This is a genomic window from Kineosporiaceae bacterium SCSIO 59966, assembly GCA_020881835.1.
In the GTDB taxonomy this organism is placed as follows: Bacteria; Actinomycetota; Actinomycetes; order Actinomycetales; family SCSIO-59966; genus SCSIO-59966.
In genome coordinates this window covers 2,835,485-2,855,660 of the sequence record CP052876.1, presented here as the reverse complement: position 1 = coordinate 2,855,660, position 20,176 = coordinate 2,835,485, and the positions used below count along the sequence as shown (strand labels likewise).

The following is a 20,176-nucleotide window of genomic DNA, read 5'->3' as shown; positions in this document are numbered from 1 at the left end:
TCGAACGTACCGGGCGGCCGCCGGTAGGTTCACGGCGTGCCCGACCAGACGACGTCCGACCGTGCCGACGGTCCCCCGCGGACCCGACCGACCGCCCTGGTGACCGGCGGCAGCGCGGGGATCGGGCTGGCGTTCGCCCGGCACCTCGCGGCCGACGGCTACGACCTCGTCCTCGTCGCCCGCGGCCGGGCCCGGCTCGCGGACGCCGCGGCCAGGCTCCGCGCGGACCACGGCGTCGACGTCGAGGTGCTGTCCGCGGACCTGTCCGACCGGGACCAGCTGCAGCAGGTGGCCGACCGCGTAGCAGACCCGGACCGCCCGGTGGACCTGCTCGTCAACAACGCCGGGTTCGCCGTCCACCAGGGCTTCCTGCGCAGCGACGTCCGCGAGCAGGAGCGGCTGCTCGACGTGCACTGCCGCGCCGTCCTCGTCCTCACCCACGCCGCCGGCCGGGCGATGGCGCAGCGACGCAGCGGCGCGGTCATCAACGTCTCCAGCGTCGCGGCGTACACGGCGGGCGGCACGTACGCGGCCGCGAAGGCCTGGACCACCGCGTTCAGCGAGGCGATGGCCATCGAGCTCGGCCGCCACGGCGTCACCGTGACGGCGCTGCTGCCCGGCTACGTCCGCACCGATCTCGTCGGCGACCGGCTGGCGGCCCGACTGCCCGACTGGGCATTCGTCGACGTGGACCGGCTCGTGCGCACGGCGCTCGCCGACTCCCGCCGGGGACGCATCCTGTCGGTCCCCACGAAGCGGTACAGGGTCGCCGCTACCGTGCTGCGGGTGGCGCCCCGTTCTCTCGTCCGGCTCGCATCCGGCGGCCGGCCCGTGCGCCGGCGGACGCTGCGATGACCGCCGGACGCCCCGCGGACCCGGCGCACCGTGCCTCCCGCGACCGTGCCTCCCGCGACCGGCTGCGTGACCTCATCGCCCAGCTGGCCGTCGTCCGGGGGCGGGTCACCCTGTCGAGCGGCCGGGAGGCGGACTACTACGTGGACCTGCGCCGGGTCACCCTGCACCACGAGGCGGCTCCGCTCGTCGGTGAGGTGATGCTCGACCTGCTGGACGACGCCGGGCTGGCTCCCGACGCCGTCGGCGGCCTCACCCTGGGCGCCGACCCGGTCGCCACCGCCGTCCTGCACGCTGCCGCCCGGCGCGGCCGAGGCCTCGACGCGTTCGTCGTCCGCAAGCAGAGCAAGGCGCACGGGCTGCAGCGCCGGATCGAGGGCCCGGACGTCGCCGGACGCCGCGTCGTCGTCCTCGAGGACACCTCGACCACCGGTGGGTCGCCGCTCACCGCGGTGGAGGCGCTGACCGAGGCCGGCGCCGAGGTGCTGGCCGTCGCCGTCGTCGTCGACCGGGCCTCCGGCGCCCGCGAACGGATCGAGGCCGCCGGGCTGCCGTACCTGGCGGTCTACGACAAGGGCGAGCTCGGGCTCGAGTGAACGGTCCTGCGCGTCTGCCGGGGGACGACGCAGCCCCGGACGACGGTAGTGAGGTGGGCGTCGGTCCGTGGCCCGGCGGCCCGGCAGCCTGGCCCGACGACCCGCGCTACGACCCGGTGCTGCTGGCCGAGGGCGACCGGCGCAACGTGCTCGACCGCTACCGGTACTGGACCGTCGAGGCGATCGTCGCCGACCTCGACACCCGACGGAACCCCGTGCACGTCGCGATCGAGAACCTTCGGCACGACCTCAACATCGGCTCGGTCGTGCGGACCGCCAACGCGGTCAACGTCGCCGGCGTCCACGTCGTCGGCCGCCGTCGCTGGAACCGGCGCGGTGCGATGGTCACCGACCGGTACCTGCACGTCCACCACCACCCGGACGCCGCGCACCTCGCCGGGTGGGCCGCCGAGCGGCACCTGCCGCTGATCGGGCTGGACACCGGCCCGGACGCCGTCCCGCTGGAGACGTACGACCTGCCCCGGGCGTGCGTCCTGGTGGTCGGCCAGGAGGGTCCCGGGCTGTCCGAGGACCTGCGGTCGGCCTGTGACGCCGTCCTCGCCATCACCCAGTTCGGCTCCACCCGTTCGATCAACGCCGGGGCGGCCGCCGCGGTCGGGCTGCACGCCTGGGTGCGCCGGCACGTGTTCCACCAGCGCCCCTCTCCCTGACCAGCCGCCACCCCCTCTCCGTGATCATGCAATCCCGCCACCCTCCGCGCCCCCGGCCTCAATCCCTCCGTGATCATGCAATCCCGCCACCCTGGCACGCCCCTCGCCCACTCGCAGAATGCTGGGTTGGTGGCACGACACGCCGGCAAAGCTGTGCGGAGCGCAGCATTCTGCGAGGCGGGAAAGCACCCGACCCGTCGGCCCCACACCTTTCGTGATCATGCAATCCCGCCACCTGCACAACCTCGCCCCCGGCGGAATGCTGGTTCCTGGCACGGCACGCTGGTAGAAGGGGCGGCTGGATCGAGGGTGGCTGGATTGCAATGAAGGCCTCATGACCGCTGGGGGGCCACCCGGCCAGACGAGAACGGGCCTCGACGGCCATGGCACCCATGTCGGGTCAGGCGCCTGTGACCACAGAATGCTGCGCTCCGCACAGCTTTGCCGGCGTGTCGTGCCACCAACCCAGCATTCTGCGAGTGGGCGAGGGGCGCGCCAGGGTGGCGGGATTGCATGATCACCGAGTGGGGGGTGCGGTGGGGTGCTGGGTCGGGGCCTTGGCCGGGGCGAGGCGGCGCTCGGCGGCGATGAGCGAGAGCACGCCGACCGCTCCGAGCAGCGCGAGGCCGACGACCGGCCACAGGTCCGGCCCCGGCGCGTACAGCTCCCGGTCGGGCCCCTGCCACGGCCACAGCGCTCGCAGGGAGCCGGCCATCAGCCCGGTCATCACCGCGAGCGTCACCGAGGGGTGGTGGCCGAGCAGGTACTGCAGGACCTTCACGAAGGCGGAGAGGCCGACCACGGCGCCGGCGACGAACGCGCCCAGGTAGGCGAGGTTCCGGTCGTTCACCGCCGCCAGCGTCGGGGCGTACAGACCGAGGGTGAGCAGCAGGAAGGAGCCCGACACCCCGGGCAGCACGAGCGCGCACACGGCAAGAGCGGCCGCCACGGACACCACCGGCAGCGGCGGGTTGCTCACCGTCCCCGGCGGCAGCCCGGTCAGCAGCGCCGCCGCGACCGCGGCCACGACAGCGACGCCGACCTCCCGGGCACCCCAGCGGCGCACCATCTGGATCGGCACCGACAGCGAGGCGAGGATCATCCCGGCGAAGACCGCGCGCGAGCCGACCGGGTGCTCCTCCAGCACCGGCTCGAGCACCGCGGCGCCGACGACGACCGCGACCGCCATCCCGGCGAGCAGCGGCAGCAGCACCGACCACTGCACGTCGGCGTGCTCCCGGCGGGCTTCCTCCCGTCGTCCGAGGAGCAGTAGCCGGACGGCGGACACGAGGTGGCCCGCCGAGGTGATCAGCGCGGTGTACACCCCGACGACGAGGGCGACGGTGCCACCGCTGACCCCCGGGACCACCTCCGCGGCGCCGATGAGCGCCCCCCGGACGGCGTTCAACGGTGCCGCCCAGCCGGTGCGGACCGCGGCACGAGTGCTCGTCACGGCGTGACGGTACCCGCAGACGGCCCGCCCGGGTGACACAGTGACCCCATGTCCCGACGACTCGTGGTGATCGGCGCGGACGCCGCCGGGATGAGCGCGGCGAACCAGGCCCTGCGCACCGCCCGCCGCACCGGAGCAGACCTCGAGGTCGTCGCCGTGGAGGCCAGCGACGTCGTGTCGTACTCCGCGTGCGGCATCCCGTACTGGGTGGCCGGTGACGTCGACGCCGCCGACGACCTCGTCGCCCGCACCGCCGCGCAGCACCGGGACGCCGGGATCGACGTCCGGCTGCACACCGAGGCCACCGCCCTGGACCTCGACGCCGGCGAGGTCGAGGTCCGTGACCACGCGACCGGGACGACGTCCCGGCTGGGGTTCGACGACGTCCTGCTCGCCACCGGTGCCGCGCCGATCCTGCCGGACTGGGCCCGCGACGTCCCCGGCGTCCTGGCGGTCAAGACCCTCGCGGACGGCGCGGCCTGGCGGGAGCTGCTCGCCTCCGACCCGAGGGACGCCCTCGTCGTCGGCGGCGGCTACATCGGGGTCGAGATGGCCGAGACCCTCGCCCGCCGCGGACTGCGGACGACGCTCGTCACCCGCGGCGAGGAGCCGATGTCGGGGTCCTTCGAGCCGGCGATGGGGGCCCTCGTGCGCGCCGCGCTGGAGCGGGCCGGGGTCGAGGTCGTCACCGGCACCGAGGTCACCGACCTGGAGACCGGGCCGGACGGCCGGGTCCGCGCCGCCTGCGTGAACGGCGACCCGGTGCGCGGGGACGTCGTCGCCCTCGGGCTGGGAGTGCGGGCCCGCACCGACCTGGCCACCGGCGCCGGCCTGCCCGTCGGTGAGCGCGGCGGCCTCGTCCCCGACGACCGGCAACGGCTCACCGACGGGGTGTGGGCCGCCGGCGACTGCTGCGAGGTGCTCGACCGCACCCTCGGCCAGCACCTCTACGTCCCGCTCGGCACGCACGCCAACAAGGCCGGCCGGGTGGCGGGGACGAACCTCGGTGGCGGCGACGACCGGTTCCCCGGCATCGTCGGGACGGCGATCACTCGGGCCGGGGACGCCGAGGTGGCCCGCACCGGGCTCACCAGCCGGTGGGCCCGCGAGGCCGGCTTCGACGTCGAGGAGGTGCGGATGGACTCCACCACCGCGTCGGGCTACATGCCCGAGTCCGACCCGGTCACGGTCTGGGCGCTCGGCGAGCGCGGCACCGGCCGGCTGCTCGGCTGTCAGATCGTCGGCGGCCGCGGAGCGGGCAAGCGCATCGACACGGCCGCCACCGCGATGTGGGCCGGGCTCACCGCCGAGGACGTCGCGATGGCCGACCTCGCCTACGCACCGCCGTTCTCGCCGGTCTGGGACCCCGTGCAGATCGCCTGCCGCAGGCTGGCCGAGCGCCTGTAACCGGTGCTGCGCCTGCTCCTCGCCCGAGCGCGAGCCGCGGCCGCCCCGCTCGCGGCGGCCGCGGCGCTGCTGCTGCTCGCCGCAGGGGCGTCCACGGTCGCGCTCACCGACCCCGTCGAGCGGCTCGACGCGGAGGTCCGCCGGGCAGTCGCGGGCCTGCCCCCCGACCGTGGGGTCACCACGGTCCGCGCGGAGGTAGCCGATGACCCGGTCGCCCAGCACGACGCCGTCCTCGAGGACGTCCGACGGGTGGGCGCCGGTGGGTTCGCGGTGTCCCGCAGTGTCCGCGGCGCCCTCACCGGGGTCCTGGAGCCGGACGGCGCGGCCGGCCGGCGGGTCGTCCCGGTCGCCTACGACGAACCCGCCGCGCTGGCCGACCTCACTGCCGGGCAGTGGCCCGCTGCCGACGGACAGGGCGCACTGCACGCGGCTGCTGCGGAGGCGCTCGGCGTCGGCGTCGGCGACGTGCTCGTGCTCGACGGTCCCGACGGGCGCGTGCGGATCGAGGTCACCGGTACGTGGCGTCCCCACGAGCCGGGTGACCCCCGGTTCGGCGGGGACCCGCTCGAGGTGACCGGGGCCCGGGACGCGCGGACGCTGGGGCCCCTCGTCGTCCCGGACGTCGCGGCCGCCGGCCTCGACCCCACCCCGACCGTCCGCTGGCGGATCGCCGTCGACCCCGCCGCCGTGGGTGCCGACCGGCTCACGGTCCTGGCCGACGGCGTGGACCGGTTGCGGGACGTCGTCACCGGGGACCCACGGACCGGCCGGCAGGTGCAGGTCGGCGGGCCCGGCGGTGCGCCACTGCGGGACCTGGCCGCCCGGGCGGCAGCGGCCCGGGCGGCGGCCCTCGTCCCGACGGTCCTGCTCGTGGTCCTGGCGTCGGTCACGCTGCTCGCCGTCGGGGCCCGGCTCGCGGCGTGGCGCGCGGCCCAGACCCGACTGCTGGCCGCCCGCGGCGCGACCGCCGGCACGCTCGGCGGCCTCGCGCTCCTCGAGGTGGTGGCGCTGGCGGTGCCGGTGACCGCGCTGGTCACCGTGGCCGCTGCCGGGCTGGGTGCCGGGACCCCCGACCGGTTCGCGGCCGGCACCGGGACGGCGCTGACCGCGGGCGGTGCCGCGTTGCTGGCCGGCCCGGCGCTCGTCGCCGCCTGGACGGCCGGCCGGCCCGCGGGCCGGCGCGCCGGTGACCCGGCGGGCCCTCCGCAGCCTGGTGGCCGGCGGACCGCCGTGCTGCGGGCCGGGACGGACGTCGTCCTCGTCTCGTTGTCCCTGCTGGCGACCTGGCGACTGCGCCGGGACGGACCACTGGCGGCGGACGGCGCCGTGGACGCCGTGGCCGTCGCCGCCCCCGTGCTGTGCCTGCTGGCCGGGGCGGTGCTCGCGGTCCGGGTGCTGCCGCCGGTGGCCGCCGCAGCGCTCGCACCGCTGGCCCGCGGCAGCGGGCTCGTGGGACCGCTCGCCGCCTGGGACCTCACCCGCCGCCCGTCCCGCTACGGCCTGCCGGTGCTGCTCCTGGCCCTGGCGGCCGGCGCTGCCACCCTCGTCCTGGCGACGTCCCGGGCGGTCACGGGCGACGCACTCGTCGCGGCTGTCGCCGGACCCGTCGCCGTGCTGGCGCTCACGGCCGGCGGTCTGCTCGCCGTCGGCGGCAGTGCGGTGGTCGCCCTCGCCGACGCCCGGCGGCAGCGTCGGGAGCGTGCCGTGCTCGCCGCGCTGGGCACCACCCGCGGGCAGCTGCGAGCCGTGGCCGCCGGACGGATCGCCGCCGTCCTGCTGACCGGCCTGCTCGCCGGGTGGGTGACCGGGACCGTCGTCGCGCGACTCACGGTGCCGCCGCTGCAGGCCCTCGTCGCCGGGGCCGGGGTGCTCGGATGAGCCGAGCGTCGGTGAGCAGCGTTCACCTCGTCCGCCGCCAGGTCCTCACCGACCGGGCCACGGTGGCCGTGGTGGCCGTCGTCGTCCTGGTCACCGCCGGCCTCGCCGCCGCCCTGCCCCGGGCGCTCGACACGATGCGTACCGACGGGGTGCGCAGCACCGTCGCGGACACCGGCCCGCTGCAGCGCGACCTCGCCGTCGTCCTGTTCTCCCCACCGGCGGCCGACCGCTCCGGGACCTCGGACGCACCCCTCCAGCCGCTGCGCGACTTCCTGGCGGACGTCGTGGGCGGACTGCCGCCGGTCGTCGCCGAGCAGGTCGGGGACCCGGTGTTCAGCGTGGACTTCCGCGACATGGCGGTGGCCGGTACCGAGCCGGAGCTGCCGTCACCGGCCGACAACGCGTTCCTCGAGCTGACGGTCCAGGACGCTTTCGGCGAGCACGTCGAGTACGTCGCCGGCCGACCTCCGGAGCGGATCTCGCTGACCGAGCGGGCCGACTCGTTGCCGGCCGACCCGGGCCGGCGGCTGCCGCTGGCCTTCACCCACGACGGCCTGGTCGAGGTGGCGGTCTCCGACCGGACCGCCGACGCCCTCGGCCTGCAGCTCGGCTCCCGGGTCCGGCTCGCGGAGGCGAGTCTCACCCTTGACGTCGTCGGCGTCTTCGAGCCGCTGGACCCCAGTGACGCCTACTGGGGGTTCGACACCCGGGTGCTGCGCCCGCAGCAGAACTACTCCAGCATCCTCGGCGTCACCTACACCGGTGTCGCCGTCGTCGGCGAGCCCGCCTACCCCGGGCTGGAGGCGCTGCTCAGCGCCGCACGCCAGCCGGTCACCCTGCTGCGGCTCCCCACGACCGCGGCCGGCCTGGAGTCCCGGGACGTGCCCGCGCTCGTCGCCGCCCTGCGGCAGGTCGAGCAGACGCCCGTCGAGCTCCCGCCGCCCGTGCCTGGAGTGCCGTCTCCCGGCAGCGTCCAGCTCGCCACCGACCTCGAGGAGGTGCTCACCGGCCACCTTCGGGTGCAGCAGGCCTCGACCGCGGTCGTCTCCCTCGTCGTGGCCGGGCTGCTCGGGGTCGTGATCGCCGTCCTCGCCCTCGCCGGGCGGCTCGTCGTGGAGCGCCGCCGGCACTCCCTGGCCCTCGCCCTGGCGCGGGGCGGGTCGCCCGGCCAGCTGCGCGGGCTGCTCGCCGTGGAGGGTCTCGTCCTGGGCGTCCCGGCCGCCGTCGGGGGCTGGTTGCTCGCCGCGGCAGCCGTCCCTGGCTGGGGCGGGACCTGGGGTGTCGTCCTGCCGGCTCTGATCGGGCTGGCGCCCGCGGTGCTGCTGCCGCTGCTCGGTGCGCCGGCCCTGCTCGGTGCGCCGGCCCGGCTCGGGGGGCAGCGGTCGGCCCGTCGGGGGCCGCGGACCGTGCTGAACCGGCGGCTGCGGCTGGCGGGGGAGGCGGTCGCGGTCCTCGCCGCGGTGACCACGGTTGCCATCCTGCGCACCCGCGGGCTCACCGCCGGGACGGCCGGCCTCGACCCGCTGCTGGCCGCCGCCCCGCTGCTGGCCGCCCTGGCCGGTGCGCTCCTGCTCGCCCGGGTCTATCCGGTGCCGCTGCGGGCGCTGACGGTCGCCCTCGGACGCCGCCGGGGCGCGGTCGCGTTCATCGGCGCCGCCCGGGCCAGCCGGGACCCGGCCGGCGGCATCCTGCCGCTCGTCGTCCTCGTGCTCGCCCTCGCCACCGCGGTCACCGGCTCCGTGGTGACCGCGACGACGGACCGTGGCGCCCGGGTCGCGGCCGCTCAGGAGGTCGGTGCCGACGCCCGGGTCAGTGCGCTCGGCGTCGACGCCGAGGAGGCGGCCGCGGCGGCGGACGTCGAAGGTGTCGCCGCCGTCGCCCCCCTGGCCACCGCCCCGGCCCAGCTGCGCACCGACCGCAGCACGACCGACGTCACCCTCGTGGCCGCGGACGCCGCCGGCCTGGCAGCCGTGCAGGCCGGCGTCCCCGGGGCCCCGGCCTACCCCGACCGGTTGTGGACGCCGGACCCCCAGGACGCCGGGGACGCCGTCCCGATCCTCGTCCGCGACGGTGTCGCCACCCCCGGGACACGGCTGCGGCTGGCCGTCGGTAGCAGCACGGTGGACGCCGTCGTCGTCGGGACCGGCCCCCGCGACCTGCCCGCGCTGCGGAGCCCGCAGCCGTGGGTCGTCGCCGACCGCGGGCTGCTCGTCGCCGCCGGCGGCGACGTGCCGGCGGACTCTGTGCTCCTCGTCGACCTCGTCGACTCCCTCGACCCGCTCGACCCCCAGGGCGGCGCCGCTACCGGCGGGTCCACAGGCGCAGAGCCGCTCGCGGCCGTCACCGAGGCCGTGCGGGCCGCCGTCGGCACCGAGGCCCCGGTGCTGACCCAGGCCGGCGCCCTGCAGCGCGCCCGCGGCCAGCCGCTCGTGGCGGGCACCCTCGACGCGTTCGCCGTGTCGGCCGTACTGGCCGGCGCCCTCGCCGCGCTGGCCGTCGTCCTCACCCTGCTGATCACCGCTCCGGCACGTGGTCGGCTGCTGTCGCGCCTGCGCACCCTCGGGCTCTCCGCGCGGCAGGCGCAGGCGCTGGCGGTGTGGGAGGTGGCTCCGCTCGCCGTGGCCGCGGTGACCGCCGGGGTGCTGCTGGGAGTCGTCGTCCCGTGGGCGGTGCTCCCGGCGGTGGACCTGCAGGCCTTCACCGGCGGGACCGGTCCGCCCCCGTTCTCCGTGGACGTCCTGGCGGTGGTGGCCATCGCCGGCGGCGTCGTCGCGGGCGTCGCGGTCGCGGTGGCCGGTACCGTCGCGGCCAACCGCCGGTTGCGGCTCGGCGGCGTCCTGCGGGTGGGAGACGACGAATGACACAGGCACGGGCCGGTGGCTGGGGCGCCGGGGCCGCCATCGTCTGCGACAACCTCGTGCGGATCTACACGGTCCCGGCCACCCGCGGCGAGCAGCGGGTGGAGGTTGTCGCCCTGCAGGGGCTGGACCTGGTCGTCGAGACCGGGGAGGTCGTCGCCCTCGTCGGGGCCTCCGGGTCCGGCAAGTCGACCCTGCTCGGGATCCTCTCCGGCCTCGACGAGCCGACCGCGGGGACTGCCCGGGTCGGCGGGCACGACCTGCTGGGGATGGGACGCCGCGAGCGGGTCCGGTACCAGCGGCACACCGTCGGGTTCGTCTGGCAGCAGACGGCGCGGAACCTGCTGCCCCACCTCACCGCGGTGGAGAACGTCGCGATGCCGATGGCGTTCGCCCGTGTGCCGGCCCGCCGGCGGCAGCGGCGCGCTCTCGACCTGCTCGACCTGCTCGGCGTCGGCGCCCAGGGCGACCGGCGCCCCGGGCAGATGTCCGGCGGTCAGCAGCAGCGGGTCGCGATCGCGGTCGCCCTGGCCAACTCCCCGGAGGTGCTGCTCGCCGACGAGCCGACCGGCGAGCTGGACTCCGTGACCTCCGCGGAGGTGCTCGAGGCGTTCCGGGACGCCAACCGCGAGCTCGGGGTCACCGTCCTGCTCGTCACCCACGACCCGCTGGTGTCCGAGCACGTCGGACGTACCGTCGCCATCCGGGACGGGCGCACCTCCTCGGAGGTGCTGCGGCGGGTCGAGGTCGACGAGCACGGTCGAGAGCGGCACGTCGCCGAGGAGTTCGCCGTTCTCGACCGCGCCGGGCGGCTGCAGCTGCCGCGAGACTTCATCGGCGCGCTGGACCTGCGCGACCGGGTCCGGCTGGCGCTGGAGCCGGACCACGTCCAGGTCCGTCCCGACACGTCAGGTGCCGCCGTCGACCCCGACGGTCCCGCTGTCGACCCCGACGGTCCCCGCGCCGGCCAGCAGGACGACGGGCCCGCGGGCGGAGCCGACCGGTGAGCGGGCCGGTCCTGGCCGCCTGCGACCTGCGCCGGACCTACCGGACCGCGGCCGGCGACGTGCACGCCGTCGACGGCGTCACGCTCGAGGTCCCGCCCGGTCGGCTGGTCGTCGTCCGGGGTCGGTCCGGGTCGGGCAAGACCACGCTGCTCAACCTGCTCGGCGGCCTGGACCGCCCGGACGCCGGACGGGTGCTGCTCGGTGACCGCGACCTCACGGCGATGGACGACGCCGAGCTCGTCGAGGTGCGGCGGCGCGAGGTCGGGTACGTGTTCCAGTCGTTCGGGCTGCTGCCGGTGCTGTCCGCGGCCGAGAACGTCTCCGTGCCGCTGCGGCTGCTGCGCACCGACCCGGCCGAACGGGACCGCCGCGTCGCCGAGCTGCTCGACCTGGTCGGCCTGGCCGCTCACGCGGCGCAGCGCCCGGCCGAGCTCTCCGGCGGGCAGCAGCAACGGGTGGCCGTGGCGCGGGCACTGGCCGGTGAGCCCCGGCTGCTGATCGCCGACGAGCCGACCGGCCAGCTCGACTCCGGCACCGCCCGTCAGGTGCTGGGCCTGCTGCGCGAGCTCGTCGACCAGCGCGGCGTCAGCGTCGTCGTCGCCACCCACGACCCCGCGCTCGTCGACCTCGCCGACGACGTCCTCGAGCTCACTGACGGCCGCCTTGCCGCCGATCCCCGTGTGGAAGGATCGCGGTGAACGTGTCCGCGACGAGTACCAGGAGCAGCGACCATGCCCATCGCCACCCACGAGGTCTACGCGGAGATGCTCGACCGCGCGAAGGCCGGCTCGTTCGCCTACCCGGCGATCAACGTGACGAGCTCGCAGACCCTCAACGCGGCCATCCGCGGCTTCGCGGAGGCCGAGAGCGACGGGATCATCCAGGTGTCCACCGGCGGGGCGGAGTACCTGTCGGGCCCCACGGTCAAGGACATGGTGCTCGGGGCGCAGGCGCTGGCCGAGTACGCCCACCACGTCGCCAAGGCCTACGACGTCCAGATCGCCCTGCACACCGACCACTGCCCCAAGGACAAGCTCGACGGCTTCGTCCGGCCGCTGCTGGAGATCAGCCGGCAGCGGGTCGCCGAGGGCCGCGAGCCGCTGTTCCAGTCCCACATGTGGGACGGCTCCGCGGTGCCCCTGGAGGAGAACCTGCAGATCGCCCGTGAGCTGCTCGAGCAGTGCCGCCAGGCCAACGTCGTCCTCGAGATCGAGGTGGGGGTCGTCGGCGGCGAGGAGGACGGCGTGGTGGGCGAGATCAACGAGAAGCTCTACACCACGCCGGAGGACGCCATCGCCACCGTCGAGGCGCTCGGCACCGGCGAGAACGGCCGCTACCTCACCGCGCTGACCTTCGGCAACGTGCACGGCGTGTACAAGCCGGGCAACGTCAAGCTGCGCCCGGAGATCCTCAAGGCCGCGCAGGAGGCGGCCGGTGAGCGGACCGGTGTCGAGCGGCCGTTCGACCTCGTCTTCCACGGCGGGTCCGGCTCGACCGCCGAGGAGATCGCCACCGCCTGCGACTACGGCGTCGTCAAGATGAACGTCGACACCGACACCCAGTACGCCTTCACGCGGCCGGTCGCCGACCACATGTTCCGCAACTACGACGGCGTGCTGAAGGTCGACGGCGAGGTCGGCAACAAGAAGCAGTACGACCCGAGGGCGTGGGGCAAGGCCGCCGAGGCCGGTATGGCGGCCCGGGTCGTCGAGGCCTGCCAGCACCTGCGCTCGGCGGGCCGGCGGATGCGCTGAGCGCCGTGCCGGTCAGGCCGGGTCGTCGGACGGCGTCGTCGGGTCGACACCTGGGTCGGTGTCGGTGACGTCGAGCACCTCGCGGATCGCGGTGACGTCGATGAGGAACCGGACCAGGTCCGGCGGGCGGATCAGCACCAGCCGCCCCTCGCAGCGCGACGCCAGCCGAGCGAGGAACGCCACGCCGGTGGAGTCCATGAACGACACGTACCGGGCGTCCACCTCCACCGGCCGGCCGGCGTCCTCCGCCTCCGCGGCTGCCTCGATGAGGTCCGGTCCGAGCTCGGCGTCGATCTCGCCGGTGAGCACCACCCTGGTCTTGCGGCCGCCGAGGATGACGTGCACCGACCCCGGGTCCGCCGGACGACCGGAGGACCCGGTGGCGTCGCCGCCGAGGGGCGTCCCGCTGGTGTTACCGTCCCGCACCGTGCCTCCCGGACCCCCTCGACGGCCCCACTGCGGAGCCGTCACCACGGACCAGTCGGAACGCTAGACGATCGGAGCCGCGCGTGGCCAAGCGAGTCCGGGACGGTCTCGAGGACGTCGTCAGCCGGCTGACCAGCCTCGTCCAGGAGCAGGACGCCGCGGTGCTCGTCCTGGACGCCGCCTCCGGGCTGGTCGTGCACGTCAACCGTCGCGCCGCCGCGATGGCCGGGGACGTCGCCGTCCCGCTCGCCGTCGAGGAGTGGCGCCGTCGCGCCGGGCTCACCACCGGCGACGCCGCCGCCTGGGACCGCGCCGTCCGCGGGGAGGCGGTCAGCGCAGCGCTGGACGGCTGGCGGCTGGACGCCGCGCCTCTGGACCGGGCCGGGGGCGGCGCGGCCGGGTCGGTGCTCGTCGTCCTGGTCCCGGCCTCCGCCTCGGATCTGCCGGCCGTGGACGTCCCGGCGTCCACCCCGGACGCCGACGGCGCAGCGGGTGCCCAGCTCGCCGACGAGCGCCGGGCCCGGCAGCGGCTCGCGGTGCTCGTCGACGTCGCCGAGGCGGCCGTCGAGCTCGACTCCCCGCTGGCCCTCCAGCGGGTCGCGGACGTCCTCACCCCGCGCGTGGTGCCGTGGTGCGCCGTCCTGGTCGCCGACGGGCACGTGCGGGTCGTGGCCACCGCCGGGGACGTCCCCCCGCCCGGGCGGGACGCGGCCGGGCTGCCGCGCCCCGCGGAGACCGACCCGGCCGCCGACCCGGTGGCCGGCCAGCTGGTCGGCCTCACCACCGGTCCGCTGCGGGTCGTCGGGCACGCCCGGTACCCGGACGGGACCCTGACCCGCTGGCTGGAGACCCAGCTGTGCCTGCACGTGGAGCCGGACGTCGTCCCGCCGGGGGAGTGCCTGAGCCTGCCGGTCCCGGGACGGCGCGGCGTCCTCGGCCTGCTCGTCGTCGGCATCCCGGACGGCGGGCTCGCGGACGACGACCTCGCCCTGCTCCAGGAGTCCGCCCGGCGGGTGGGGCTGTCGCTGGAGAACGCCCGGCTCTACGCCCGGGAGCACCAGCTCGCCGAGACCTTGCAGCGCACGATGCTGCCCGAGCAGTCCGGGGTGCCCGGCCTCGACGTCTGGTCGTTCTACGCCCCCAACCTCGACCACGCCCAGGTGGGTGGTGACTGGTACGACGTCCTGCAGATGGGCCCGGACGCCGTCGGTCTCGTCGTCGGCGACGTCGTCGGCCACGACGTCGAGGCGGCCGCGGCCATGGGCCAGCTGCGCTCCGTCGTGCGCGCGTACGCCTACGAGGCCGACGACCCCGGTCAGGTGCTCATGCGGGTGGACCAGCTCGTCACCGGGATGCGGATCCCCCGCTCGGCCAGCCTCGTCCTGGTGACGCTGGCACGGGTGGACGAGGGAGTGTGGGAGCTGCAGTGGTCGCGGGCCGGCCACCTGCCGCCGCTGCTCGTCAGCGGCGGTGAGGTGGCGGTGCTCTCCGAGGGCGGTGGGACGCTCGTCGGTGTCGGCGACCGACCCCGGCACACCGGCTCGCGCACCCTCGGGCCCGGGGACGTCCTCGTGCTGTACACCGACGGGCTCATCGAGCGTCGGTCCCGCCCGCTGATGGACGGGCTGCAGATGCTCCGCGAGGTGTGCGCCGACCTCACGGCGACCGACGCCGCGGGCATCGGCGAGGAGCTGCTCGCCGCGCTCGGCGACGAGCCGGAGGACGACATGGCCGTGGTGGTGCTGAGGGTTCCCGAGGACGACACGACCGCGGTCGTCCCCGGCGACGGGCCCCGGCAGCGACGCTGGCAGCTGCCGGGCGACCCCTCGTCCATCGGCCGGGCGCGGCACCTCACCGTGCAGGCCTGCCGGGCGTGGTCCCTGGGCTGCGCGTCCGAGGCCGAGCTCGTCGTCTCCGAGCTGGTCGGCAACGCCGTGCTGCACGGCTGGGGTCCGGTGGGTCTGCGGCTGCGCCACGGCGCCCGCGGTCTCGTCATCGAGGTCGACGACGCGAACCCGGCGCCGCCGTCCGCCGTCGAGGCAGCGGACCGTGGGGTCGGTGGGTACGGCCTGCACGTCGTGCAGCGGCTCGCCGAGTGGGGCTGGCACCGGTCGGGCGCGGGGAAGACCGTCTGGGCCAGGGTGCCGGACCGGGTCTGAGTCCTTCGGCCGGCGCATCCCTCAGCCGCGCTCGACCCGCCAGGGTCCGGCCGCGGCCGTGTCGGTGCTGCCGCAGTGGTGCTCGTCGTCGATCCTGAACAGGTCCAGCACCCCGCACACCTCGAGCACGAACCGATCCCGCTCGGACACCCCCCGCAGCACCGTCACCCCACCGCGTCGTCCCAGTGCGTCGGCGAGCGAGATGAGAAAGGCGGCGCCGGTGGAGTCGAGGAACGTCGTCCGGCACATGTCCACGACGAGCAGCTGGCGGCGCAGCCCGCTCACCCTGGCGGCGATCTCGGGGAACTGGTCTCGCTCGGCCAGGTCGAGGTCCCCGACCACGGTGAGCACCGTCGACGTCGACGACGACTCCAGCTGGATCACGACCCGGCCCTCCACGGTGCGGCAGCGCTCCCGCCGCGGGCCTCGGAGCCACCTCGGCGGAGTGTCACGGTAACCCTCGGTGCACGATGGGTGCATGTCCACCGCTGGCGAGAACCTGCTGGGCGGCCCGCCGCCCACCCTGCTGCCCGAGGACCACCCCGACACCGAGGTCGCCCGTGCCCTGGCCGGTGACGCGTCCCCGCTCGAGCTGGCCGCCTCGCACCCGGCGTCCAGCCTGGCGTGGGCCGTGCTCGCCGAGCAGGCCCTGGCCGACGGGCGGGAGGTCGAGGCCTACGCGTACGCCCGGACCGGGTACCACCGCGGGCTCGACGCGTTGCGGCGCGCCGGCTGGCGCGGCCACGGACCGGTCCCGGCCTCGCACGAGCCGAACCGCGGCTTCCTGCGGGCCCTGGCCGCGCTGGGCCGGGCAGCCGCCGCGATCGGGGAGGACGACGAGGCGCAGCGGGTCGCGGCGTTCCTGCTGGACTGCGACCCGACGTTCACCGGCTGACCGCCGGCCTCACACCCGCAGCGCCCAGGCGCCGGGCTCGACCGTCCACGTCCGCTGGTCGAACGGTCCGGAGACCTCGCCGTCGGTGTCGACGGGGAACGGCTCGCCGTCGGTCACCTCGACGGTGACCCGGCGGGCGCGGGCCCGGCGGACGTCGTCCCGCTCGACGTGCTCGCCGCGGCGCAGCGCCAGGGCGTAGCCGACCCGGGCCAGCGGTCCGGTGGCCGTGGCGACGACGACGTCCGCCAGCCCGTCGTGGGGGTCGGCGTCCGGGGCCAGCGGAGTGCCGCCGCCGATCGACGAGCCCAGCCCGACGGCCACCATGAGCACCGGCTCGGTCCCGTCGTGAAGCACGACGTCGTCCGCGGCCACCCGCAGGTGCCAGCCGTCGGCGGCGACCCCCGCCCGCAGCGCGCCGACGGCGTAGCCGGCCCGGCCGAGCAGTCCCTTGGCGTCCTCGGCGCGGGCGGCCGCCTCGGCCCCGACGCCGACGTGGACGGCGTTGACGGCGATCGTGCCGTCGTCCGCGCGAAGCAGCTCCAACGGGGTCGGCGAGCCGGTGAGCGCCCGGCGCGCCGCCGCGGCCGGGTCCTCCAGCGGCAGCCCGAGCGCGCGGGCGACGTCGTTGCCGGTGCCCAGCGGCACCAGGCCGATCGGACGGTCCGGGCCGAGCCGGCCGAGGGCGTCCAGCCCGGCCACGCAGGCCGACAGCGTCCCGTCCCCACCGAGCAGGACGAGCTGTCGCTCGCCGAGCACCTCGAGCGCGGCGCGCAGCTCGCCGGTGTCCGCCGGGACGACGAGCTCGACGTCGGCGAGGGCCCGCAGGGCGACGGCGGCCTCGGCGAGCGTCTCCTCCTGCGCCGACCCGGCAGCCGGGTTCGCCAGGGCGAGGACCTCGGGCCGCGGCGGTGACCCGGTGCCGCGGGTCGCCGGGTCCAGTGGTCGCGTCCGGTCCGCGGGGGTGTGGCTCACGTGTCCTCCGGTAGCCTCGCTGGGCGGTTGGTCCGTTCTCGTCGTCCAGGAAAGCAGGTATCCCGATGCCCGGCATCGTGCTCGTCGGCGCCCAGTGGGGTGACGAGGGCAAGGGCAAGGCGACGGACGCCCTGGGCGCCCGGGTCGACTACGTCGTGAAGTTCAACGGCGGCAACAACGCCGGCCACACCGTCGTGGTCGGTGGCGAGCAGTACGCGCTGCACCTGCTGCCGGCGGGGATCCTCACCCCGGGGGTCACGCCCGTCATCGGCAACGGCGTCGTCGTCGACCTCGCCGTCCTGTTCGAGGAGATCGACGCGCTGACCGCCCGGGGCGTCGACTGCTCCGCGCTGCAGGTCTCGGCCAACGCGCACATCATCGCCCCCTACCACCGGGTGATCGACAAGGTCGGTGAGCGGTTCCTCGGCAAGCGCCGGATCGGGACCACCGGCCGGGGGATCGGCCCGGCCTACGCGGACAAGATGAACCGGGTCGGCGTCCGGGTGCAGGACCTGTTCGACGAGCACATCCTGCGGCAGAAGGTCGAGGGGGCGCTCGACCAGAAGAACCACCTGCTGGTCAAGGTGTACAACCGGCGGGCCATCACGGTCGACGAGGTCGTCGAGGAGCTGCTCTCCTACACCGACCGGCTGGCGCCCATGGTCCGGGACACCGCCCTGGAGCTGCACCGGGCCCTGGGCCGGGGCGACACCGTGCTGTTCGAGGGCGGGCAGGCCACGCTGCTGGACGTCGACCACGGCACGTACCCGTTCGTCACGTCGTCCAACGCCACCGCCGGCGGTGCCTGCACCGGCACGGGCGTGCCGCCGAACTCGATCGACCGGGTGATCGGGGTCGCCAAGGCGTACGTCACCCGGGTCGGGGAAGGGCCGTTCCCGACCGAGCTGCACGACGAGTGGGGCCAGCGGCTGCGGGAGGCCGGCGGCGAGTACGGCACGACGACGGGCCGGCCACGGCGGTGCGGCTGGTACGACGCGGTCGTCGCCCGGTACTCCGCGCGGATCAACGGGATCACCGACCTCGTGCTGACCAAGCTCGACGTGCTGACGGGCATCGAGCGGATCCCGGTGTGCGTCGGCTACCGGGTCGACGGTCGGCTCGTCGAGGAGATGCCGTTCTCGCAGAGCGACGTCCACCACGCCGTGCCGCAGTACGAGTACCTCGAGGGGTGGACCGAGGACGTCAGCGGTGCCCGCGTCTTCGAGGACCTGCCGCCGGCCGCGCAGCGCTACGTGCTGGCGGTGGAGGAGCTCAGCGGGGCGCGGATCTCCGCGATCGGGGTCGGGCCGGAGCGTGAGCAGACCGTCGTCCGGCACGACCTGCTGGGCTGACGGTAGGCGGCTGACCACAGCACGCTGACGGCTAGCGCGCTGACCAAAGCCCCTTGCCGCTGCGCGCCTGCGGCGTAGCGTGGATGCAGAGGGCGCCGCGCCCCTCCCGCTGGAGGTGGTCACCGTGAGCAGTCGCGCACGACTCGTCGTCCCGATCGGGGTGGACGACCTCTACTCCTGGCTCCACGACGTCGGCAACTGGCCGCAGTTCCTCGAGGGACTGGAGGCCGTGGAGCCGCTCGGCTACCACCGTTACCGCTGGCAGGTGACGTTCGGACGGCGTCCCGGCACCTGCGACGTCGTCGTCTCGGTCGATCCCCAGGAGCACCGCTTCTCCTGGCGGCACCTGGCCGGCACCCCGTTCGACGGGACGATCCGGCTGACGCCGGTGACCGAGGACCGGACCCAGGTCGACCTCGTCGTCGACGTCAAGCCGCTCGACCTGCTCGACGGGGTCGTCGACCTCGGCGGCCGGGACGACTGGATGGCGGAGCGGGACCTGCAACGGCTCCGGGACGTCGTGGCGGCCCGCGGCGCGCTGCGCCGGGACGGCGAGGCCGTCTGACCCGTCGGCGGTAGGTTCGCCGGCGTGAAGGTCCTCGTCGTCGGGTCAGGTGCCCGCGAGCACGCCCTCGTCCGAGCTCTCGGCCTCGACCCGCAGGTGGACGCCGTCGTCGCGGCCCCCGGCAACCCCGGTATCGCCCAGGTCGCGCGGTGCCGCGACGTGCACCCGGCCGACGGTGCGGCCGTGGCCGCGCTGGCACAGGAGGAAGCGGCCGACCTCGTCGTCGTCGGTCCCGAGGCGCCGCTCGTCGCCGGGGTCGCGGACGTCGTCCGGGAGCGTGGGATTGCCTGCTTCGGGCCCAGCGCCCCGGCCGCTCGCCTGGAGGGGTCGAAGGCCTTCGCCAAGGAGGTGATGGCCGCGTCCGGCGTGCCGACCGCCATGGCGCACGTGTGCACCACCGGCGCCCAGCTCGACGACGCCCTCGACGCGTTCGGAGCGCCCTACGTCGTCAAGGCCGACGGGCTCGCCGCCGGCAAGGGGGTCCTCGTCACCGACGACCTCGCGGCGGCGCGCGACCACGGGCTGTCGTACCTGGACCGCCCGGACGGCGCGGTGGTCGTCGAGGAGTACCTCGACGGACCGGAGGTGTCGCTGTTCTGCGTCAGCGACGGCGACACCGTCGTCCCGCTCGACCCGGCACAGGACTACAAGCGGCTCGGCGACGGCGACACCGGGCCGAACACCGGGGGCATGGGGGCGTACTCGCCGCTGCCGTGGGCGCCCGAGTCGCTCGTCGACGACGTCGTCGAGCGGGTCGCGCAGCCCGTCGTCGACGAGATGCGCCGGCGCGGGACCCCGTTCACCGGACTGCTCTACTGCGGCCTCGCGCTGACCTCCCGCGGGCTGCGGGTGGTGGAGTTCAACGTCCGGTTCGGTGACCCGGAGACCCAGGTCGTGCTGGCGCGGCTGGCCAGCCCGCTCGGCGTCGTCCTGCACGCCGCGGCGACCGGCGGGCTCGCCGACCTCGGCCCGCTGCGCTGGCACGACGAGGCGGCCGTCACCGTCGTCCTGGCCGCGGCGGGCTACCCCGGCGCCGTGCGGACCGGCGACGTCGTCGACGGCGTGGACGACGCGGCCGCACTGGACGGCGTGCACGTCCTGCACGCCGGCACCGCCACCGACGCACAGGGCCGGCTGGTGACCGCCGGCGGTCGGGTGCTGTCCGTCGTCGGGGTGGGCGCGGACCTCGAGGAGGCCCGACGCCGTGCCTACGCCGGGGCCGACCTCATCACCTGGGACGGCGTCCAGCTCCGCCGCGACATCGCCCTCCCCCGCTGACTCCCCAACCCCTTCGTGATCATGCAATCCCGCCACCCCGCACAGTCCTCCCC

At 75.8% G+C, this 20,176-nt stretch carries 18 protein-coding genes; 14 read left to right on the top strand and 4 right to left on the bottom strand.

Going from position 1 to position 20,176, the window contains the following annotated elements:
- The first annotated feature begins 36 nt into the window (after nucleotides 1-36).
- The 3 genes from HJG43_13420 to HJG43_13410 are packed head-to-tail and all read left to right on the top strand — an operon-like array spanning nucleotide 37 to nucleotide 2,119.
- On the top strand, nucleotides 37-855 hold the full coding sequence (locus tag HJG43_13420; GenBank protein UER55370.1) for an SDR family NAD(P)-dependent oxidoreductase: 819 nt from the start codon (nucleotides 37-39) through the stop codon (nucleotides 853-855).
- Entirely contained in the window at nucleotides 852-1,448 is a 597-nt protein-coding gene (locus HJG43_13415) for an orotate phosphoribosyltransferase (protein ID UER55369.1), read from the top strand. Before HJG43_13420 ends, HJG43_13415 begins: the two co-directional genes overlap by 4 nt.
- A gap of 14 nt (nucleotides 1,449-1,462) precedes the next feature.
- A complete protein-coding gene (locus HJG43_13410) occupies nucleotides 1,463-2,119 on the top strand; it encodes an rRNA methyltransferase (GenBank protein UER55977.1) in 657 nt (218 codons plus the stop codon).
- Nucleotides 2,120-2,636: 517 nt separating this feature from the next.
- On the opposite strand, the gene HJG43_13405 is transcribed toward HJG43_13410, so the two are convergent.
- Nucleotides 2,637-3,572 carry a DUF368 domain-containing protein gene (locus HJG43_13405; protein ID UER55368.1) on the bottom strand — a complete coding sequence of 312 codons (936 nt, stop codon included), beginning with the start codon at nucleotides 3,570-3,572 and terminating at the stop codon, nucleotides 2,637-2,639.
- Between the two features lie 48 nt (nucleotides 3,573-3,620).
- Between HJG43_13405 and HJG43_13400 the strand changes: the two genes are divergently transcribed.
- The 6 genes from HJG43_13400 to fbaA are packed head-to-tail and all read left to right on the top strand — an operon-like array spanning nucleotide 3,621 to nucleotide 12,476.
- Nucleotides 3,621-4,979 carry an FAD-dependent oxidoreductase gene (locus HJG43_13400; protein UER55367.1) on the top strand — a complete coding sequence of 453 codons (1,359 nt, stop codon included), beginning with the start codon at nucleotides 3,621-3,623 and terminating at the stop codon, nucleotides 4,977-4,979.
- 3 nt (nucleotides 4,980-4,982) lie between these two features.
- Nucleotides 4,983-6,857, top strand: a complete 1,875-nt coding sequence (locus HJG43_13395) for a hypothetical protein (GenBank protein UER55366.1) — start codon at nucleotides 4,983-4,985, stop codon at nucleotides 6,855-6,857.
- Nucleotides 6,854-9,718, top strand: a complete 2,865-nt coding sequence (locus tag HJG43_13390) for a hypothetical protein (protein UER55365.1) — start codon at nucleotides 6,854-6,856, stop codon at nucleotides 9,716-9,718. The genes HJG43_13395 and HJG43_13390 overlap by 4 nt, the downstream gene beginning before the upstream one ends.
- Entirely contained in the window at nucleotides 9,715-10,722 is a 1,008-nt protein-coding gene (locus tag HJG43_13385) for an ABC transporter ATP-binding protein (GenBank protein ID UER55364.1), read from the top strand. The genes HJG43_13390 and HJG43_13385 overlap by 4 nt, the downstream gene beginning before the upstream one ends.
- Nucleotides 10,719-11,420 (top strand): ABC transporter ATP-binding protein, encoded by a 702-nt coding sequence (locus HJG43_13380; protein UER55363.1) that lies wholly within the window; start codon nucleotides 10,719-10,721, stop codon nucleotides 11,418-11,420. The genes HJG43_13385 and HJG43_13380 overlap by 4 nt, the downstream gene beginning before the upstream one ends.
- Before the next feature lie 33 nt (nucleotides 11,421-11,453).
- Nucleotides 11,454-12,476 carry a class II fructose-bisphosphate aldolase gene (gene fbaA, locus HJG43_13375; protein ID UER55362.1) on the top strand — a complete coding sequence of 341 codons (1,023 nt, stop codon included), beginning with the start codon at nucleotides 11,454-11,456 and terminating at the stop codon, nucleotides 12,474-12,476.
- A gap of 12 nt (nucleotides 12,477-12,488) precedes the next feature.
- Here the strand turns inward: fbaA and HJG43_13370 are convergent, their stop codons facing one another.
- Entirely contained in the window at nucleotides 12,489-12,821 is a 333-nt protein-coding gene (locus HJG43_13370; protein UER55976.1) for an STAS domain-containing protein, read from the bottom strand.
- A 740-nt stretch (nucleotides 12,822-13,561) separates the two neighbouring features.
- On the opposite strand from HJG43_13370, the gene HJG43_13365 reads away from it, so the two are divergent.
- Nucleotides 13,562-15,061 (top strand): SpoIIE family protein phosphatase, encoded by a 1,500-nt coding sequence (locus HJG43_13365; GenBank protein UER55975.1) that lies wholly within the window; start codon nucleotides 13,562-13,564, stop codon nucleotides 15,059-15,061.
- A 21-nt stretch (nucleotides 15,062-15,082) separates the two neighbouring features.
- Here the strand turns inward: HJG43_13365 and HJG43_13360 are convergent, their stop codons facing one another.
- A complete protein-coding gene (locus HJG43_13360) occupies nucleotides 15,083-15,445 on the bottom strand; it encodes an STAS domain-containing protein (protein UER55361.1) in 363 nt (120 codons plus the stop codon).
- Nucleotides 15,446-15,539: 94 nt separating this feature from the next.
- On the opposite strand from HJG43_13360, the gene HJG43_13355 reads away from it, so the two are divergent.
- The gene (locus HJG43_13355) at nucleotides 15,540-15,956 is read left to right on the top strand and encodes a DUF3151 domain-containing protein (protein UER55360.1); all 417 of its coding nucleotides are present in this window, start codon (nucleotides 15,540-15,542) and stop codon (nucleotides 15,954-15,956) included.
- A 9-nt stretch (nucleotides 15,957-15,965) separates the two neighbouring features.
- Here HJG43_13355 and HJG43_13350 read toward each other — a convergent pair whose 3' ends face one another.
- Nucleotides 15,966-16,895, bottom strand: coding sequence for a hypothetical protein (locus tag HJG43_13350; GenBank protein ID UER55974.1), 930 nt, complete (start codon nucleotides 16,893-16,895; stop codon nucleotides 15,966-15,968).
- A 98-nt stretch (nucleotides 16,896-16,993) separates the two neighbouring features.
- On the opposite strand from HJG43_13350, the gene HJG43_13345 reads away from it, so the two are divergent.
- From HJG43_13345 to purD, 3 genes are all read left to right on the top strand, one after another.
- A complete protein-coding gene (locus HJG43_13345) occupies nucleotides 16,994-18,280 on the top strand; it encodes an adenylosuccinate synthase (GenBank protein UER55359.1) in 1,287 nt (428 codons plus the stop codon).
- Nucleotides 18,281-18,404: 124 nt separating this feature from the next.
- Nucleotides 18,405-18,845, top strand: a complete 441-nt coding sequence (locus HJG43_13340; protein UER55358.1) for a hypothetical protein — start codon at nucleotides 18,405-18,407, stop codon at nucleotides 18,843-18,845.
- Between the two features lie 24 nt (nucleotides 18,846-18,869).
- Nucleotides 18,870-20,123 carry a phosphoribosylamine--glycine ligase gene (gene purD, locus HJG43_13335; protein ID UER55357.1) on the top strand — a complete coding sequence of 418 codons (1,254 nt, stop codon included), beginning with the start codon at nucleotides 18,870-18,872 and terminating at the stop codon, nucleotides 20,121-20,123.
- Nucleotides 20,124-20,176: the final 53 nt, after the last annotated feature.

What these genes read in the sequence shown, in the direction of transcription:
- HJG43_13385 (UER55364.1), top strand. Translation starts at nt 9,715, where the DNA reads ATGACACAGGCACGGGCCGGTGGCTGGGGCGCCGGGGCCGCCATCGTC.
- fbaA (UER55362.1), top strand. Translation starts at nt 11,454, where the DNA reads ATGCCCATCGCCACCCACGAGGTCTACGCGGAGATGCTCGACCGCGCG.
- HJG43_13345 (UER55359.1), top strand. Translation starts at nt 16,994, where the DNA reads ATGCCCGGCATCGTGCTCGTCGGCGCCCAGTGGGGTGACGAGGGCAAG.
- HJG43_13355 (UER55360.1), top strand. Translation starts at nt 15,540, where the DNA reads ATGTCCACCGCTGGCGAGAACCTGCTGGGCGGCCCGCCGCCCACCCTG.
- HJG43_13390 (UER55365.1), top strand. Translation starts at nt 6,854, where the DNA reads ATGAGCCGAGCGTCGGTGAGCAGCGTTCACCTCGTCCGCCGCCAGGTC.
- HJG43_13415 (UER55369.1), top strand. Translation starts at nt 852, where the DNA reads ATGACCGCCGGACGCCCCGCGGACCCGGCGCACCGTGCCTCCCGCGAC.
- HJG43_13400 (UER55367.1), top strand. Translation starts at nt 3,621, where the DNA reads ATGTCCCGACGACTCGTGGTGATCGGCGCGGACGCCGCCGGGATGAGC.